Here is a 13,326-nt window from a genome sequence, read left to right on the forward strand (position 1 = left end):
CTAATCTATGCACATATTAATAATATTTCTAATGAAAATTATTTACTAGTTGATTTTTATGTACATACACTTTTAACTTTTAAATGATGTTTATTCAAGAAAAGTGTCAGATAATTGAAGATTGCTCCTGAGATAATTAAAAAAACGTTTGAGAAGGAATTTTTATGGGTTTTCACGAAATATTTTAATGGATATAAAAAAGGAGAGATGAGAAGTTATGGACAAACCCATTGGAAAAAGAATTAGCACTATTTTCATCCCAGTAAGTGATGTTAAAAAAGCAAGAGATTGGTATTGCAATTTGTTAGGCATTATGGCAGATGGGGAAATTGCACATGGACATATCTATGTGGTTTCTTTAGAAAACGTTAATCTTGTACTTGATAGTAAAATTTTTGAAAAGTATAAACCTGATGAAATGCCGAGATTTCACTTTGACACCACAGATATTAAGGTTGCCTATGAATACGTCAAATCAAATGGGATTGAGATACTGACCGAGATTGAAGATGGGCACTGGTTCAATATTAGTGACCCGGACGGTAATGTACTAATGGTTTGCCAGTGTTAAGCTAATTAAGTGATTGTCGGAAGTACATCAAATTAAGGTGCATACAACAAAAGTAATAAGTTGATAAAAACTAAATCGCTACATATTATGATAGCAAACATCTCCATTAGTCTATATAATGTCATTTAATACCCTTAAGGTGTCATGTTACATGAAGCCTCTCATTCTTATGAGGGGCTTTTTTTACATAGCTCTCTTCCGTACTGGTCCTGCTGAAAGGATATTTTCTAACTTAAATGTTCTCACTTTTTTACGGTAGTAACAATAAGCCAAAATACTCTTATCATTTACTTCAAGCACACGAATATAACGCTCCGTTACATTGTTATTGCTATCTATATAAAAGATAATGATTTTTTGCTTATTCTCCGCAGAACGATTAAGTAACCCTTTCATGATAAGACCACCTTTAGAACGTTTGTTCTTATTATATCACAAAACACGAACGTGTATACGTGTTTTCTGTTAGTGATTTTTGGTGGTTATATTATTAATTTTTCACAACATAATATAATTGATATCTTATAAAAAGGAGATTTAAAAGTGAACTATGCAGAAATAGGTTTAACTCAACAATCACTTGGAAACTTTATAACCATTATTAGTAAAAATTTTGTGCATGAGGAATCAGATATACCAATTTTTGAAGAACATGGTATTAAAATATTAGCCAACGTTAAGGCGAGACTTTCTCCCCCAAATAGCGTGACCTTAGAGTCGCCTAGTAATATAGCAATTGAACACTTAAAGTTAGTTTTTGAAAAGTTAGAAATTGTTATATCTGTTGATTTACCGCATCGCTCAATTGACTTACCTTTCCTTCCTGATGTGTCAATATTTGGCGATAATCCTGATATTCGTTTAACTATGGGGATAGAAGAATTCATAAGACCAGATATCTCTTTAGCTGTAGGAATTAGTAGTAATTTAAATGATGGTAAGCATAACATTAATTTAGAATTGATTGAAGATAAATTTAAAATACATTCTTTTGGTGTACCTGAAGATTTAGGAAAGATAATTGAAGATAAAATTGGGGAAGAAATTAAAAGAATTATTCCAGGAAGGGTTGATGACATAATATTAGATGTGCTAGGAAATTTAACCAAAATTTTGTCTTTACCAATTCCTTTTGACAACTGGATTGTTAATAAAATAATTGATAGTGAATTTATCAAAAGGTTGGCAAAGAAGAGTATTACAAAAACATTTAAAGAGCAACATATATATTCAATTCCGCAAGAACAACCAATTGGTGAAGGTCCTTACAAAAGAAATTTAACAGTTACTGAGATTCCTATAAGTATTCATGATGGAAAATTAATTATCACCGCAAACCTTTCTGATGTAATCGTATAAAAGTTTAAGAATCTAAAAAATGCTGCCAATAGTCCATTTCAGACATTGGCAGCATAACTTTATATATAGCCCACTCTCGCATACTTGCTACTAACTATCACTAGATTTACTTAACCACAGCACTAGTACCAGAACCAACATAAATATTACGCTTACCTCTTCCTGTCTTAATAGTTACTACATCTGGATATGGTTTATCTAGTATTTTATAAGTTAACCCACCATACCTAGCAGGGGTAAGACTCCAATCACTATTTTTTTTGATCGGTTTAACATTAAGCTTGTACGTTCTCCACGTTTTTGCAGATGCAGGCAAATGAACGGTACCTTTAGCTTGGCTAGGTTTAGACTTACTATTTGATTTATTCCCTTTTAAGGATCCATAAACCTCTTTACCAGCCAATCCATCTCGTTTCAACCCATAATAAGATTGATAACGTTCTACTACATCTTCTGTCTCGTCTCCATAATATTCATCAATACCGTTGTTTTTAGCTAGCATCGTTTGTAATTGTTTAACAGGCTTACCATATTGACCATTTCTAAGTGTCTGTCCTTTCCAATCACCAATAACCTTTATCCAGTTTGTTACTGTTTCGGAATCTACTTTTTGATCTGGTGCTGTAATTGTATCGTCTACTTTACTTGTAAGTTTGGACGTTTACCGGCTTGTAGTTGTGATAAAGTAAGACCACCAGTCATTTGTAAATGAGGATAATCCTTAAAGCTAGACCAATCCCCGCCCCATTCAAATCCTAACGATTTGCCGATTGCTGCAACCCTTTTCCACTTTGCATTAACTGTCCATATAGCTTTTTGACCATCATCGCTAACAATGAAACAGGATTTCCGCAATTTGATGGATGGGCAAAAGGGATTTATAGAGGCGACTTATTTATATCTGCTGGGCGTCATATGGCTTTTAATAACGCTTTAAATAGAATGATCAAAAAAGCAAAGGTGAAACGTAAACGTATTACCCCACATGGTCTATGGCATACACATGCAACGATATTGCTCAATCAAAAAACATCAGTCATAACAGTAGCTAAGCGATTCGGAAATACTCCTGAAGAAGTTTATAAAACTTATGGTCTTTCAGATGATCAAGCAGACAAAAAAGCAGCAACAGTATTCAGTTCTATGATAAGTATTTAAGGTTCACTGGGGGAGGTTTTTTAACCACCCTTTACACCCCCAGTAATAGCAAGGTTTTTAGTCTAAAACCCTCCCTCTTCTGTAAAGGGAGTTGTTACCCAGATTTTTGTATGATTGTTTTTGCTGTTTCATCATCAGTAATTAGTACATCAATATAATTACCTTTTAACATACCTAACAAACTATCAGCTTTATAGTTTCCAGCAACAACCGCTACTACTTGTTTAATTTGTTTTAAATCGTCTAATGATAGACCTACTACTCTTTTATCTCGTGGCAGATGAACAGGCTTTCCATCCTGGTCAAAAAACCTAAATCCCATATCACCTACTACCCCTAATTTCTTAAGTTCTTTAACGTCTTCTTCCTCGAGATAACCGACACTTTTCAAGGTAGAGTGTTCATATGGATTCCCTATACTGATTACCGCCATATCAACATTTCTTCCTTCCTCGATTACTTCACTTATATCCTCCATGCTTCGTAATCGATTCATTAATTCTTCTGATTCAACAATTGCTGGAGCATATAAAAAGGAACATTCTCCTCCCATCTTTTTAGCTAATTCATATGCCAATTGATTAGCATGGATTTCTACCTTTTTTCTCCCCATACCACCTTCAAGAGGAACGACTTTCATGTTTTCTCTTAATTCATATGGATATTCCTTCACAAGGGAAGTTAATGTTTGACCCCACGAAATTCCAAGACTTTGAATGTCTTTCATATTCTTTGATAAATAATATGCTGCTGATCGACCAACCGAATGTAAAGTCAATTCGGGCTTTTTATCAACAGATGGAATAACCAAAGCATCTTTCAAGTTGTATTCAGACTCTAGTCTTTTTTCAAGACTAACTGTCTGTACTGTTTCATCATTAATATAAAATTCAACAATTCCTAAATCTTTTGCTTTTTGAAGAGATTTAGAGATGATTGGCCGAGAAACAGTAAGTTTCTTAGCAATTTGTTCCTGCGTCCAGTTGTCTTCATAATAAAGATTGGCAATCTTCACCAATTGCCTTCTCTCTTCCCAATTAACCATAGCATACTTCCTTTTATATTTTTAAATTCGAATTGCTTAAATTATATATTCGTTATACTTTTACATATCCCTTCTATTTTAAACAAAATACAAAGTTTTAGAAAGACCCGAAACCTGCATTACTTAAATTAGATGTTTAGCAACTGTAAACTGCTATGATTATGGATACTTTGTAATTTTGTTTGTTAAGGACATACATATCAAACCTCATTAAGCGATTTCATTTTTCGGCTGGTACAAAAAGGGTCTTTCCTGCAGGCTGTCAACCGATGTTTCATCCAAAAAAGAGCGCCCAGTTAAAATAAAAATGGTCACGATGAAAGAGCTTGTTCCAGAAAAACATCCCTTCTGCAAAAACGGGCGATCCGAGGCCCCACAGTTTGGTTTTCACAAGGGGGATTCAGCGTTCGTCCGCCCACAAAAAAGCTTGTAGAAAACACAGGGGTTTCTCTACAAGCTAAGAGCATATGCCATTTTTACTTACCAATAGAGTTTAACGCTTCTTTGTATTCATTGTATTTATCTTCTTCTAGGTCACCATTAATTTGTACCAATACATTGTCCTTTTTCATTGTCCAAGAAAATAACATCGCACTTTCTTCACCCATTGAATCATAATACTCTTTCATTTCTTCTAAATCAGCCTGATCACTATACGTTAAAATTCTTCCTCCAGAATCTTCACCTAAAGAAGGAATGAAGAATCTGACACCTTCATCAGCTTTCATTGGAGCCATTCCATAATCATCTTTAGTCATTTCTTTAGGCTCCTCAGCTTCTAAACCTGCATCTTGAAATGCTTTAATAACATCATCAGTTGTTAATTTTTCAGCACTTTCTCCCTCGTCACCGCAAGCTGATATAATTACAACGGTAATAAATAATGTTAATAATGCAATGATTTTTTTCATTATAAATCCCCCTTTTTCTACATTTTACCATAAGATACTTGCTAATATTCTATAATTTTCACACCTAATGATTAATAATTTTTACATTTTATATATATCGAAAAATATACTCATCAATAATTAATGCTCCGACGACTACAATCACTGTAGCAATTATAAATAACACTATGATTTTAATATTTTAGCTTATATGTGATAAGTATCACCATTATCGATGCAATAATCGTGTAAAATAAATAGGAGATAGGAGGTACAGTGAATGACATTATATAAATTTCTCTTATTCATTCATATATTTTCTGCCATTATTGGTATGGGACCAGGTTTGGTTATGACGTTTGTTGTTACTCATTCCAAGCCTAGTAATATGACAGAATTACGGCATGCTTTTAAGATTCGAAATTTATTACATATCTTAACAATGATAGGAGGGAGTCTACTTCTTCTTACGGGAATAGGGATGGGTTTCCTTCATAATTATTGGTTTACACAAGGATGGTATATTACTAGTCTTATCCTATTTTTAATTGCACTAGCATTTGGACCGTATCTTTTAAAACCGAGATCTGTTCCCATTAAGAAATTATTAAGTGCGTATACTGGAGAGAAAATCCCCAAAGAATACTATCAATTATCCAAGAAATTATTCCATGTAGAACATGTTGAAAATATTATTTTTATTATTATTATTGCATTAATGATTTTAAAGCCTTTTTAATAGGGGCGCTGCCGTAACCTAAAATTACATAATAGCGTGCTGAGACTTAACTTCATATATTTTTTGATGGAATGTCCTTGAGAGCCTTTTCCAAGGACATTCCATCGAATAAAAAGAGAACATGTCTAATAGGCGAAGAAATATTACATCATTTGACGTGCAATATTCCTTTCTGAGCAGTTGCTCTCTGGAATAGCTTAGAGATCGACTGCCAGTAGATGTCTGATTGGTTCAAAGTAAAATTACCAGTAACTGTTGGATTTTACAAAAAACTATTAACATAGTAGCGATAATAGCTGCTGTCCAAGTAATTAAAATATTGTTTCCCGTTATACTATCAATTAACGGTCCTCCTGAGCTATTTTCCAACTAATATAATGATCCTAAATCAATCTAACATGTTATGTCTGTTTTTTATCAACTACGATATCAGTAAAATTCCTTAGCAGAGTTTTCATTTGATTACAAAATCCATTTAAAGAATACACTATTTCCAAACGGTGCAGAATAAGAAATATTATCTTTTTTTCAAGAAAAGAGATTAGTACTGCTTTTACATTATCTACTTGTTCTAATAAAGCAAGGCCCTTTCCTCTTTTTTCACTATTTTAAAGCCAATAAATTGAATAAATCTGATGAATATCAACCACCACTGACAGGAGGAATAAATGCTACTGTATCACCGGATTTTACGACATCCTCGTCCGTAGCATACTCCTCATTAATTGCAGTCATAACCCCGTCTAATTCATTTAAATAATATTGGTCTTTCAATTTATGTTTTAACTCGCTAATTTTAATTTGATTTGTCTCTATATCCAGTTGATCTTTCCCTAGTTTTTCTTGTAAATGTGCGAACAACAAGACCTTAATCATTTTTCACATCCTCTACATTTGGTTTTCCATTCGGATAGGAAATCGTTTCTAATTGATTACCAATCCATGTTTCTCCATGTTCCCAATGTTCCCTTTTCCAAATAGGTACAATCTGTTTAATTCGTTCTATTGCATACTCATTTGCTTCATAGGCTGCTTTACGATGTGGGGAGGAAACTGCAATAACCACGGCAATATCTGAAATGTCCAAATGTCCGATTCGGTGAGTAATGGCCACCATTGTATCTGGCCACTTATCCCCTATTTCATCACCGATCTTAGCAAGCATTTTCACAGCCATGGGAATATACGCTTGGTATTGTAGATAAATTGTTCTTTTCCCTTTAGTCCATTCTCTTACCGTACCAATAAAGGTCGTAATAGCACCAGATTCTCTTCTTTCTACTTTTTTTATAAGTGATTCTACTTGAATCGGTTCTTCTACAATTTCATATAATGACTCAGCCATGTTTCTTTCGACTCCTTCTAAGCTTTTTAGCAGGATGCCATAAAGTCCTCCATTGTCGTTCCTTCTTTATCTTCTAATAAGATGACTGCAGCTTCCATTCATTTCTCATAATCATATATTCGTGAAAGAAATAGTATCCCCTTTATAGAGTTTCCGCTTTAATTGCATGTGATTTTTCCCTTGAATTATTTATTATTTTACTACTTTCAACATGAAACAGCATCACAAGTGGTAGGGATCCTCGAATTACTTTTCAAATTGGCTTCAATAGCTTAAGTTAGTTTTTGTCTGTCTACCATAACATCCCCTCATCCTGCCAATTGATTATAGATTGTTTTCGCCTTTTCCACGGAATCTGTACCATGAACTAACGTTCGACCATCACGGAAGAATACGAGACGATAGGATTCATATTCTATTGATAATAAAAAGTCATTATGTTTTACTGGGGCAATTTTTTGTAGACGACTTGCCAATATATCTAAATTTAGTTTTTTAGATGTTCGGATTTGTACGGTATTCCTTCCACAAAGGACTTCTGTTTTAGTACTAGATTCATCGTTTAAATTTGGGTAACTCGGGGTTTTCCCGCATGTTGGACAATCTGTTTTCTTGGCTCGATTAACATTTATTAGATGGTAATGATTATTCCATAGATCAAAGGTTATCAATTTAGTACGAAGTGCTTTTGTATCTTCTACTAGTATTTTTAAAGCTTCCGTAGTTTGATGTGCAACAACCATCTGTACGGCTGGTGAGATGATTCCTACAGAGTCACAAGTTGCACCTGATACCGGTATAGTACCCAGCAAACATTGTAAACACGGTGTTTTATCTGGAAAGATCGTATAACTCATTCCAGTACTCCCTACACAAGAACCGAAAATCCATGGTATACCATGCTTTTGCATTAAATCATTTAACATAAATCTTGTCTCAAAATTATCTGTTGCATCAATAACCAAGTCTATATCCTTTATAATTGGATATAGAGAATTAGAAGTAGCATCTAAGACAAAAGACTCAATTTCAACTTCTGAATTGATTTCTTGTAAGCGGGTTTTTGCTGCAAGTGCCTTTGGAATTTGGTCATGTACATTTTTCTCTGTATATAATTGTTGTCTTTGTAAATTACTTAACTCAACATAATCACGATCAATCAGGGTTAGTTTTCCTATCCCTGCACGTACTAGGTTTTCTGCATTGCCAGAGCCTAGTGCACCACAGCCAATAATTAACACATGTTTCAATACGATATTTTGCTGACCATTTTCTCCTATTGGTTTGAAAAGTATTTGACGAGAATATCTATCAAACATAACCTTTTCCCCCTATCCGCCAATATAAGACATTTCAATTTTTTTCTTGTTTTTTGTCGATTCTTCAGTCCGTTCATCCGAATAACGATCGATACGATTTCCCCAAATGTTCATTATCGCTGATTGTATTTCTTCATCGCTTTTATCGGAACGTAATAACTCTCTAAAATCAAACCCATTTGAAGCGAATAGACAGGTGTACATTTTCCCGTCTGCAGCAATTCTTGCTCTAGTACAAGTTGAGCAAAACGATGCAGATACGGAAGTGATGAAACCAACCTCGCTACCCGATCCTTTATAGCGGTAACGTTTAGCAACTTCTCCTAAATATGCAGGGTCAACGGCCACTAATTCAAAATGCTTAGAAAGCTTCTCGAAAATTTCCTTTTTTGTTATAACTTTACTAAAATCCCAGCTATTAGATTGTCCGACATCCATAAATTCAATATACCGTAACGTAATTCCTTGTTCCCGAAAATACTTTGCCATCGGAATAATTTCCTGTTCATTCATTTCTTTTTTTACAACCATATTCACTTTTACTTCAAGCCCAACTTCTTTAGCCTTTTGGATTCCCATTAAAACACGTTCTGGTCCGACTCCACTATCATTAATGGATTTGAATAATTCACTATTCAACGCATCCAAGCTAACATTTACACGCTTAAGCCCAGCATCTTTTAATTTTTGAGCCATAAGAGCAAGAAGCGAACCATTCGTTGTAAGCCCAATATCTTCTAATCCTTTTATGGCTGTTAATTTCTTAATTAATAAAGGCAAATCTCTTCTTAGAAGTGGTTCACCTCCAGTCAATCTAATTTTTTGGACACCTAAAGCTATAAAATTTCTAGCTAATCGCTCGATTTCCTCAAAGCTTAATAGCTGTTCTTTTGGCATAAATGCAAAATCTCTTCCAAAGATCTCTTTTGGCATACAGTACGTACATCTAAAGTTACAACGATCAATAACAGAGATGCGAAGATCCTTCATCGGCCGACCAAATTTATCTGTTAATAATGACATGCGGATCATCTCTCCTTTTACTTTCCTTAAATACAATATACTTTCTATATTATATAGATATCTGTTACGAATATCATAGGAATATAAAAAATACCAACAGAGTTATTCAGAATTATACTTTTGTAGTCTGCATTTTAACTAATTTATCTTCATATATTCTTCTCTTTTTCACATTCTTATTTCTCTTGAAAAATTCAATAATACCTGTAAATGCTTCTTCTAGAAGCACCTGATTTCGTGCCTTTTCAATTAATTTAAAACCCATTTCGTAATAATGCTCTGCTTGTATGATATCTTTATTTTTTATACTTTCAAAGCAATACGCCAATCGAATAGAAGTGAGTCCCTTTTCTTCCATGCAATTTTCTAGATGTTCATAGATTGATAATGCCTCTTTATAATGGTCATATGCCTCTTCTATCATTTCCTGCTCCAAATAATTAAAGGCAATAGCTTGTAATGTATTGCCATAAGCTAGAGATTTTTTTCGTCCATCCTCTTCTAAACGTTGCAAAAATTCCTGAAACACGATCAACGCATTATCATATACTTTTTCATTAGAATATAATTTCCCTAGTGCATAGAGAAATTGCATTCTGATTTTTGGAAAATGCTTGGATAATTCTAATCCCTTTTCTAGGTATTTCTTTGCTTGATTTAATTTAAATACTTTTATAGAGATGGTTCCGATCTTGGAATAAACATAAACAACTAAAAAATTATTCTCCTTATAGAAACTTGTTAACTGCTTTAAACCCTTTTTATAATAATTAATTGCTCGAGGAAAATTCCCCATATTTTCATCTATTTCAGCTAACATCAAGAGTGCTTTTGTAGTATCTAAATGGTTCATAGCATCCATTTCATCCATTAATTTTATAGATTTTGTAATCATTTTTCGGGCTTCTTTTAAATCAATATAAAAATGTATTTCACCTAACCGTAACCATATTTTTGCTAAAGCGGGTTTATCCTGTAATGTTTCATAGGTTTTTAATAATTCTTGATATAGTTCGATTGCTTTATGATAATGTTCAACTTGAATATATACATCAGAAAGGGTGTGGATAGTTGATGAGATAATTGGATGTGTCATTGGAACTGCTTGTTTAAAATAAGTTAATGCTTTTTCAAGCTGTGTAATACTACTTTCCATGTTTTCTTCATCAAGAGATATTTTTCCTAAGTTGCTGAATATAACGCCATATGCATAGCCATCCTGATAATCATTGGAATCTAGAAATGCCATTAATTTTGCTAATTCCATTCTAGCAGTTGAGCGTTGTCCATACTCTCTTTCCAGTGTTGCATAGTCTAAATAGGTCTCGATAATCACTTGCATAAAGTCTACTGACATCTTTTTGGATAGCTGCAAGGCGTGACGACTATATTTACCCGCTTTATCGTAATTATTTGTTTTATGGTAGTACTTTGCCACTGTACTTAACATAAGAAATTGTTCGTTCAAGGAAATCTCTTTACTAGAGATTAAACGAGCTTCGATTTCCTCGATAGTTTCTTTTATATCAGGGTTATTTTCATTAATCATTTGTTTTCTAATTTCCTCCATTAAAGTAAGGGATTTATTTGGCTGATCCTCCGTTCTTTCTAAGTTACTAAACATGAAATACACACCCTTTATTCCTGTATTTAAATTACAAAAGTAAATGTAAAGAAATGATAAAAAATAAGGAAATCCCTAATCGTAAATGAATCTGACGCATTCGCCCTGTTGGTTTGACAAGTCTCCACCATCCAGTAAGTACCATCAAAATTAAATTTACGAATGCTAACAATCCTGCTAGCATTTTCATATTTTGAAAAGAGAAACTATACCAATGAAGAACAAATACTGCATGTAATAGTATAAAAACCAGTGCAGCAGTTCCAATCCAACGGTGATACGGCATTACCTTCTTTGAAAGATTAGCCAATTTAATTTTTGTTTTCCGTTCTGGAACATTACGAATGGTTGAAAACACTGCATTTCTGGTCCAATTAAATAGGAATAACAAAAATCCAATGAGACCAAATAAAATTGGTAATGAAAAGATCGGAAACGAAAAAGGCTTAACTACCTGCCAAATAGCCATCAGTAAAAGTACAAGATTCATATAAAACCATTTACTCATTCTGAATCTCCTTTAATCTCTAAAGAGAGAATATAGAGTATTATTAAAAACCACTCTCTTCCGTTGCCTTTCTAGGAACCCTTCTCTTATAAATAACATAATTTCTGCTTAAATAGCGAATTGGAAAACTAAACGCATGCACCAAACGGGTAAATGGCCAAACAACATATAACGCAAAGGTACAGTAAATATGAATCTTAAACCAGATAGGTACAGAGGCCATTAACTCCGGCTGTATATTAAATATAAACAAGCCGCGAAGCCAAGGTGCAATCGTTGTTCGATAATCAAATCCATGTGAATCAACATTGAATGAAGTGGCAATTAATCCAGTTATTATTGCCAATAGAATGAAAATCAAGCTGACCCAGTCACTTGGAGAGGTTGTAGCCTTCATACGTTTGATGCTTATTCTTCGATAGGTTAATAAGACTATACCGATAAATGCGGCGATACCTGCTGGAAATCCTAATATGATAGCAACAGTATGGTACATATGCTCAGTAATCCCTAGTGCATTATAAAGCCCTATTGGTATAATTAATCCAAAAATATGGCCACCAAACACGAATATTATTCCCCAGTGAAAAAGAAGAGATCCAACTCTTAATCTTTTTTTCTCAAGAAATTCACTCGATTTCGTAGTCCAGCCAAATTGATCTTTTTGATATCGATAAATATGACCACCAATAAAAATGGTTAATACAATGTAAGGTAATATCCCCCATAATAATAACTCCATTTTATTTTCCTCCTAAACTTTATTCTGTAGCAGTAAGAATTAATCCGTTATCAGACATGTGGAGAAAAAGAGCCTCAAATAATAAAAGATAGTAATTGCCACTTTCTCTCAATTTATTTTGGATTTCACCAATAGCCTTTCCATGCATGGATAACAATTCATTACTCGTTTCTACAGGAACATTTCCGCAAAACTCAAGAATCAGAGGTAAGTAATCAGGTAACTCTTTTTCTGTAACATTAAATCCATGTGCTTCGTAGTATTTTTTCAGTTTAAGTAATTCCAAACCACGTTCTCTCTGCTCTCCTAATTTTAAATATGTTACATATAAATTTGTTAATTTTCCAAAGTCAAAATGTTCGATATAGTGACTGATCCAATCATCCAAAGACATGTTTAAAGATAAACTAATGAATCTATGGATATTTTCTTTTATTACAGGATTTTCTATTTCTTCTAATTCCAATTGGAGCTCTGGTAGTATACTTACCATTTCTTTATTTGGGTAATTTAAAAGAAACGAAACCATTTGATAAATGTTTTGATTCATTATCCGTATCTCCTCTTATTGAAATCAAGATTGGTAAAACCACCTTACCAAACCGATTTCCTATTATCTAATTTATAACACTCGTTTTTTGTAAAGATTGTTACCTTGACTCTGAACGGCTGGTGAGCTCAGTGCCAACAGAATATTGACTTCGGGAGGAATACCACAACTCTTTCTGTTGGACGAGTAACCGCGCAGTTCAAAGACGTGGACGTATATAGCTTTTGTTCCTTTTTACCATGTGCATTACGGAATCTTACCGAGACCTTCCTTCGCTGGGGTAGTACTTCATAACTTTATTTCTTTATTGTTTGGTCCATTTTAAGAGCTTTGTTGAAATTCGAACACTCTGTATATAAATATTGCAATATAGTTGATTTCTACTACACGACGTCTCAGCTTTTATTCCATTCCAAGGAAATCTGTTCCATATATTCACGTACATTGAATTTT

At 33.6% G+C, this 13,326-nt stretch carries 17 protein-coding genes; 4 read left to right on the plus strand and 13 right to left on the minus strand.

The window, feature by feature from the left end:
- Window positions 1-217 precede the first annotated feature (217 nt).
- Complete coding sequence (locus JUJ52_RS11955) at window positions 218-571, plus strand: VOC family protein (RefSeq protein ID WP_026682757.1); 354 nt, start codon at window positions 218-220, stop codon at window positions 569-571.
- 183 nt (window positions 572-754) lie between these two features.
- Here JUJ52_RS11955 and JUJ52_RS11960 read toward each other — a convergent pair whose 3' ends face one another.
- Window positions 755-967, minus strand: coding sequence for a hypothetical protein (locus JUJ52_RS11960; protein ID WP_026682756.1), 213 nt, complete (start codon window positions 965-967; stop codon window positions 755-757).
- Between the two features lie 147 nt (window positions 968-1,114).
- On the opposite strand from JUJ52_RS11960, the gene JUJ52_RS11965 reads away from it, so the two are divergent.
- Window positions 1,115-1,930: a hypothetical protein gene (locus JUJ52_RS11965; protein WP_121605162.1), complete on the plus strand. Its 816-nt coding sequence runs from the start codon at window positions 1,115-1,117 to the stop codon at window positions 1,928-1,930.
- 106 nt (window positions 1,931-2,036) lie between these two features.
- Here the strand turns inward: JUJ52_RS11965 and JUJ52_RS11970 are convergent, their stop codons facing one another.
- Together JUJ52_RS11970 and JUJ52_RS11975 are read right to left on the minus strand one after the other, a co-directional pair.
- The gene (locus JUJ52_RS11970; RefSeq protein WP_308036033.1) at window positions 2,037-2,558 is read right to left on the minus strand and encodes a peptidoglycan-binding domain-containing protein; all 522 of its coding nucleotides are present in this window, start codon (window positions 2,556-2,558) and stop codon (window positions 2,037-2,039) included.
- Between the two features lie 8 nt (window positions 2,559-2,566).
- Window positions 2,567-2,785 carry a M15 family metallopeptidase gene (locus tag JUJ52_RS11975; protein ID WP_026682754.1) on the minus strand — a complete coding sequence of 73 codons (219 nt, stop codon included), beginning with the start codon at window positions 2,783-2,785 and terminating at the stop codon, window positions 2,567-2,569.
- A 60-nt stretch (window positions 2,786-2,845) separates the two neighbouring features.
- On the opposite strand from JUJ52_RS11975, the gene JUJ52_RS11980 reads away from it, so the two are divergent.
- Entirely contained in the window at window positions 2,846-3,088 is a 243-nt protein-coding gene (locus tag JUJ52_RS11980; RefSeq protein ID WP_205388574.1) for a site-specific integrase, read from the plus strand.
- Between the two features lie 94 nt (window positions 3,089-3,182).
- Here the strand turns inward: JUJ52_RS11980 and JUJ52_RS11985 are convergent, their stop codons facing one another.
- Both JUJ52_RS11985 and JUJ52_RS11990 read right to left on the minus strand, forming a co-directional pair.
- Window positions 3,183-4,133 carry a sugar-binding transcriptional regulator gene (locus JUJ52_RS11985; protein ID WP_026682753.1) on the minus strand — a complete coding sequence of 317 codons (951 nt, stop codon included), beginning with the start codon at window positions 4,131-4,133 and terminating at the stop codon, window positions 3,183-3,185.
- Window positions 4,134-4,609: 476 nt separating this feature from the next.
- Window positions 4,610-5,044: a hypothetical protein gene (locus JUJ52_RS11990; RefSeq protein ID WP_026682752.1), complete on the minus strand. Its 435-nt coding sequence runs from the start codon at window positions 5,042-5,044 to the stop codon at window positions 4,610-4,612.
- A gap of 259 nt (window positions 5,045-5,303) precedes the next feature.
- Here JUJ52_RS11990 and JUJ52_RS11995 point away from each other — a divergent pair, with 259 nt between their 5' ends.
- Window positions 5,304-5,762 (plus strand): DUF2269 family protein, encoded by a 459-nt coding sequence (locus tag JUJ52_RS11995; RefSeq protein ID WP_026682751.1) that lies wholly within the window; start codon window positions 5,304-5,306, stop codon window positions 5,760-5,762.
- A gap of 642 nt (window positions 5,763-6,404) precedes the next feature.
- On the opposite strand, the gene moaD is transcribed toward JUJ52_RS11995, so the two are convergent.
- The 8 genes from moaD to narJ all read right to left on the minus strand — a co-directional run bounded on the left by moaD (window position 6,405) and on the right by narJ (window position 12,873).
- Window positions 6,405-6,638, minus strand: a complete 234-nt coding sequence (gene moaD / locus JUJ52_RS12000) for a molybdopterin converting factor subunit 1 (RefSeq protein ID WP_026682750.1) — start codon at window positions 6,636-6,638, stop codon at window positions 6,405-6,407.
- The gene (locus JUJ52_RS12005) at window positions 6,631-7,107 is read right to left on the minus strand and encodes a molybdenum cofactor biosynthesis protein MoaE (protein ID WP_026682749.1); all 477 of its coding nucleotides are present in this window, start codon (window positions 7,105-7,107) and stop codon (window positions 6,631-6,633) included. The genes moaD and JUJ52_RS12005 overlap by 8 nt, the downstream gene beginning before the upstream one ends.
- A gap of 308 nt (window positions 7,108-7,415) precedes the next feature.
- Window positions 7,416-8,426, minus strand: coding sequence for a MoeB/ThiF family adenylyltransferase (locus JUJ52_RS12010; RefSeq protein ID WP_121605167.1), 1,011 nt, complete (start codon window positions 8,424-8,426; stop codon window positions 7,416-7,418).
- Window positions 8,427-8,438: 12 nt separating this feature from the next.
- Complete coding sequence (gene moaA / locus JUJ52_RS12015) at window positions 8,439-9,449, minus strand: GTP 3',8-cyclase MoaA (RefSeq protein ID WP_026682748.1); 1,011 nt, start codon at window positions 9,447-9,449, stop codon at window positions 8,439-8,441.
- A gap of 112 nt (window positions 9,450-9,561) precedes the next feature.
- Window positions 9,562-11,073, minus strand: a complete 1,512-nt coding sequence (locus tag JUJ52_RS12020) for a tetratricopeptide repeat protein (RefSeq protein WP_205388575.1) — start codon at window positions 11,071-11,073, stop codon at window positions 9,562-9,564.
- Between the two features lie 31 nt (window positions 11,074-11,104).
- Window positions 11,105-11,581 (minus strand): ferric reductase-like transmembrane domain-containing protein, encoded by a 477-nt coding sequence (locus JUJ52_RS12025; RefSeq protein ID WP_026682746.1) that lies wholly within the window; start codon window positions 11,579-11,581, stop codon window positions 11,105-11,107.
- A gap of 43 nt (window positions 11,582-11,624) precedes the next feature.
- Entirely contained in the window at window positions 11,625-12,323 is a 699-nt protein-coding gene (gene narI, locus JUJ52_RS12030; RefSeq protein ID WP_121605169.1) for a respiratory nitrate reductase subunit gamma, read from the minus strand.
- Between the two features lie 19 nt (window positions 12,324-12,342).
- Window positions 12,343-12,873 carry a nitrate reductase molybdenum cofactor assembly chaperone gene (gene narJ / locus JUJ52_RS12035; protein ID WP_034679621.1) on the minus strand — a complete coding sequence of 177 codons (531 nt, stop codon included), beginning with the start codon at window positions 12,871-12,873 and terminating at the stop codon, window positions 12,343-12,345.
- Window positions 12,874-13,326 lie beyond the last annotated feature (453 nt).

The sequence above is a fragment of the Virgibacillus sp. AGTR genome (genome assembly GCF_016919725.2).
Lineage (GTDB): Bacteria > Bacillota > Bacilli > Bacillales > Amphibacillaceae > Virgibacillus > Virgibacillus salarius.

What these genes read in the sequence shown, in the direction of transcription:
- JUJ52_RS11955 (WP_026682757.1), top strand. Translation starts at nt 218, where the DNA reads ATGGACAAACCCATTGGAAAAAGAATTAGCACTATTTTCATCCCAGTA.
- JUJ52_RS11960 (WP_026682756.1), bottom strand. Translation starts at nt 967, where the DNA reads ATGAAAGGGTTACTTAATCGTTCTGCGGAGAATAAGCAAAAAATCATT.
- JUJ52_RS11980 (WP_205388574.1), top strand. Translation starts at nt 2,846, where the DNA reads ATGGCTTTTAATAACGCTTTAAATAGAATGATCAAAAAAGCAAAGGTG.
- JUJ52_RS11985 (WP_026682753.1), bottom strand. Translation starts at nt 4,133, where the DNA reads ATGGTTAATTGGGAAGAGAGAAGGCAATTGGTGAAGATTGCCAATCTT.
- JUJ52_RS11990 (WP_026682752.1), bottom strand. Translation starts at nt 5,044, where the DNA reads ATGAAAAAAATCATTGCATTATTAACATTATTTATTACCGTTGTAATT.
- JUJ52_RS11995 (WP_026682751.1), top strand. Translation starts at nt 5,304, where the DNA reads ATGACATTATATAAATTTCTCTTATTCATTCATATATTTTCTGCCATT.
- moaD (WP_026682750.1), bottom strand. Translation starts at nt 6,638, where the DNA reads ATGATTAAGGTCTTGTTGTTCGCACATTTACAAGAAAAACTAGGGAAA.
- JUJ52_RS12005 (WP_026682749.1), bottom strand. Translation starts at nt 7,107, where the DNA reads ATGGCTGAGTCATTATATGAAATTGTAGAAGAACCGATTCAAGTAGAA.
- JUJ52_RS12010 (WP_121605167.1), bottom strand. Translation starts at nt 8,426, where the DNA reads ATGTTTGATAGATATTCTCGTCAAATACTTTTCAAACCAATAGGAGAA.
- moaA (WP_026682748.1), bottom strand. Translation starts at nt 9,449, where the DNA reads ATGTCATTATTAACAGATAAATTTGGTCGGCCGATGAAGGATCTTCGC.
- JUJ52_RS12020 (WP_205388575.1), bottom strand. Translation starts at nt 11,073, where the DNA reads ATGTTTAGTAACTTAGAAAGAACGGAGGATCAGCCAAATAAATCCCTT.
- JUJ52_RS12025 (WP_026682746.1), bottom strand. Translation starts at nt 11,581, where the DNA reads ATGAGTAAATGGTTTTATATGAATCTTGTACTTTTACTGATGGCTATT.
- narI (WP_121605169.1), bottom strand. Translation starts at nt 12,323, where the DNA reads ATGGAGTTATTATTATGGGGGATATTACCTTACATTGTATTAACCATT.
- narJ (WP_034679621.1), bottom strand. Translation starts at nt 12,873, where the DNA reads ATGAATCAAAACATTTATCAAATGGTTTCGTTTCTTTTAAATTACCCA.